This window comes from Microvirga brassicacearum (assembly GCF_008757455.1).
Taxonomy (GTDB): domain Bacteria; phylum Pseudomonadota; class Alphaproteobacteria; order Rhizobiales; family Beijerinckiaceae; genus Microvirga; species Microvirga brassicacearum.
Map to the genome: position 1 here is coordinate 1 of NZ_VCMV01000051.1, position 2,292 is coordinate 2,292.

The window sequence follows — 2,292 nt, forward strand, 5'->3', positions numbered from 1 at the left end:
CGAGGACGCCGAGACCGGGCTGGTCTACCTCAACGCCCGCTACTACGATCCGAAGGTGGGCCGCTTCCTGTCGCCCGACAGCCTCGACCCGACCCTGCCGGGCGTGGGGACGAACCGCTATGCTTATGCCAACAACGATCCGATCAACCGCAGCGATCCGTCAGGGTTCGCGTCGAACGACAGTTCGGATTACGGCGCCGGCGGCGACATGAACGATGGGCACTATAGCGCCACAGACCAGGTCCGCGACCAGGAAGCCGCAATCGCCGACGGCAGCTACAGCGCCGCCCCTGGCGCCCAAGGCGGCGATTGGTCGAAGGAGGAGCGGGAGTTTGCCCGTAGCAGATCAGCATTTCTGGACATTGAAGTCACAGGGAAGGTGCCCTATGGACCTGCACGTCCGGTGCCACATGCCTACAACATCAACAATATCGTTTGCTCAGGGGGGCAAGGTTGTTCAGTAGATTACATTCGAGACAAAGCCACACGATATGCTTTCCCTGGTCAGGACCCAAGTAAACCGGTGTCACATTTGGGAATTTACGAAGTTCGCGACCCCTATATGGGCTTCTTCGGTGGCAGCATCCAAGTCCAAATTAGCGAAAATGGCCTCACGATCGTTAATCAAACCCAAATCGGCCACACTTTTCATGATGGACGTGTAACAAGAAGTTTTAGCCAGAGCGAAGATGGGAGTTGGAGTGTTTCAACGCGAGGGAGAGGTAATAACCCCGAAGCTTTTAACGCAGCAGCAAACAATTTTTTTGGTCCGGAAGTATTCAATCAACTTGATAGACAAATGCGCGAAACAATAGATCAAGAAAAAAGAGGGTACTGATGATATTTAACACACGACGTCGCTTTATAACTGGCATTTGTCTTTTTATATCATTATTTAGTAGCACGACTATCTCTGCATCGTCGAAGCTTGAGTCTGAATTGGTCGCTTTGCCATTAAGGTCGTTAAATTTCAACTTAAGTAACGTAGATATTCAAAAAATAAAAAATGTTTTTGAAGCAGTTCGGAAATTTGGAGAAGAGCAAAATTTTGCCGTCCGAATTGCTCAAACAGAGCCCGATATGCATTACATCGCGGAGCTTTGGCGGCACGATTTACATATCATAGTAACGAATCCGTTTACACCATCAGGTTTTAGTTTTGCGTTATATTTGACTTTCCCTCATTCGGTACAAAATCAGCTACTGGATGAAGTCGTGGACGCGTTCCGGAGCGCCATATCCCAGTTACCAAATATTAAGTGGGTGCCTGCTCGCTAGGCAAGTAAAATGACAACGCTCACGGTAAGAGAAGCTTACCTAGCTATGTATCGCTTCATGGAGGTTATCGCCGACCGCGACAATCTTGATGGATTCAACGTCATGCTAGGCTCGATGTCGTTTCTGCGAGATGGTTCAACTGCGGATGCGGGGATGTGGTGGGACTGGGAGCAGGCGGTAAAGAGAGTCGAGGGAGATCTGGATAGCAAGCTGAGTATTGAAGAAGCTCATGCCACTATGCGTAGCTTTCTTGAGACTTACAATTCCAGAGGCCCCTCCGACGACATCATCGAAATCCTGATTCACATGGTGCCTCCTTCTTTAAGCGAGCCTGAAGGTGAGCCTCTCTGGAAGGATTGGCTGAATGCGGTAAGGGCAGCCAAGATGAACGAAGTCGATGCTGCTCTTCGGCTGCACAAGCTAAGGTAGGGACACCTGACTTGCATGTCGAACCGGGCGGGTGTCGGGCCTATGATGCCGCCGGCGTCTGGCGGCGATCCCGGGGCGGATCGACGCGATGACCTATGATGCCAGCGATCGACCCTTGACCATGACGTTCCAGCCGGGCCGAGTTCCATGGGCGCGGCATTCTCGACCGCCGGCTCGCAGCGTCCGCATGCGCCGCTGACGGTGGACCGTCAGGCCCAGACCTACGACGCCAACGGCAACCTGCGTCAGGGCGGCAGGCGGACCATGGCCTGGGACGGGCAGAACCGGCCGGAAGAGATCGCGGCCGGTCTGTCCACGGTGAGATTCGTGTACGGGCCCGACGGGGCGCGGCTGACGAAGACCGTCAAGACCGACCCGAACGATCCGGTCGGCCTCACGACGCTCTATCTCGGCCCCGACGTGGAGCGCGCGCCCGGCCCCGCCTCGGCCGGGATCTGGACCATCTATCCGCATCCCGACATCCGCCTGCAGCCCTCTCCCGGGGGCCAGGACGCCGTCGTCCAGCGCGATCACCTCGGCAGCCTGCGCCGCCTGACCCGCCCCGACGGCGCCGCCCTCGCCTCG

4 protein-coding genes are annotated in these 2,292 nt (G+C 55.5%); all 4 read left to right on the plus strand.

The window, feature by feature from the left end:
- Positions 1–838: RHS repeat-associated core domain-containing protein (locus FEZ63_RS20625; protein ID WP_150948028.1), on the plus strand; the 838-nt coding region annotated here is incomplete at its 5' end.
- Positions 838–1,278: a hypothetical protein gene (locus tag FEZ63_RS20630; RefSeq protein ID WP_150948030.1), complete on the plus strand. Its 441-nt coding sequence runs from the start codon at positions 838–840 to the stop codon at positions 1,276–1,278. The genes FEZ63_RS20625 and FEZ63_RS20630, both read left to right, overlap by 1 nt.
- A 9-nt stretch (positions 1,279–1,287) precedes the next feature.
- On the plus strand, positions 1,288–1,707 hold the full coding sequence (locus tag FEZ63_RS20635; RefSeq protein WP_150948032.1) for a hypothetical protein: 420 nt from the start codon (positions 1,288–1,290) through the stop codon (positions 1,705–1,707).
- 147 nt (positions 1,708–1,854) lie between these two features.
- Positions 1,855–2,292 (plus strand): hypothetical protein (locus tag FEZ63_RS20640; RefSeq protein WP_150948034.1); only part of this gene is annotated, 438 nt, incomplete at its 3' end.

Bases quoted from the DNA above. Each gene is read 5' to 3' on its own strand.
- FEZ63_RS20630 (WP_150948030.1), top strand. From the start codon at position 838: ATGATATTTAACACACGACGTCGCTTTATAACTGGCATTTGTCTTTTT.
- FEZ63_RS20635 (WP_150948032.1), top strand. From the start codon at position 1,288: ATGACAACGCTCACGGTAAGAGAAGCTTACCTAGCTATGTATCGCTTC.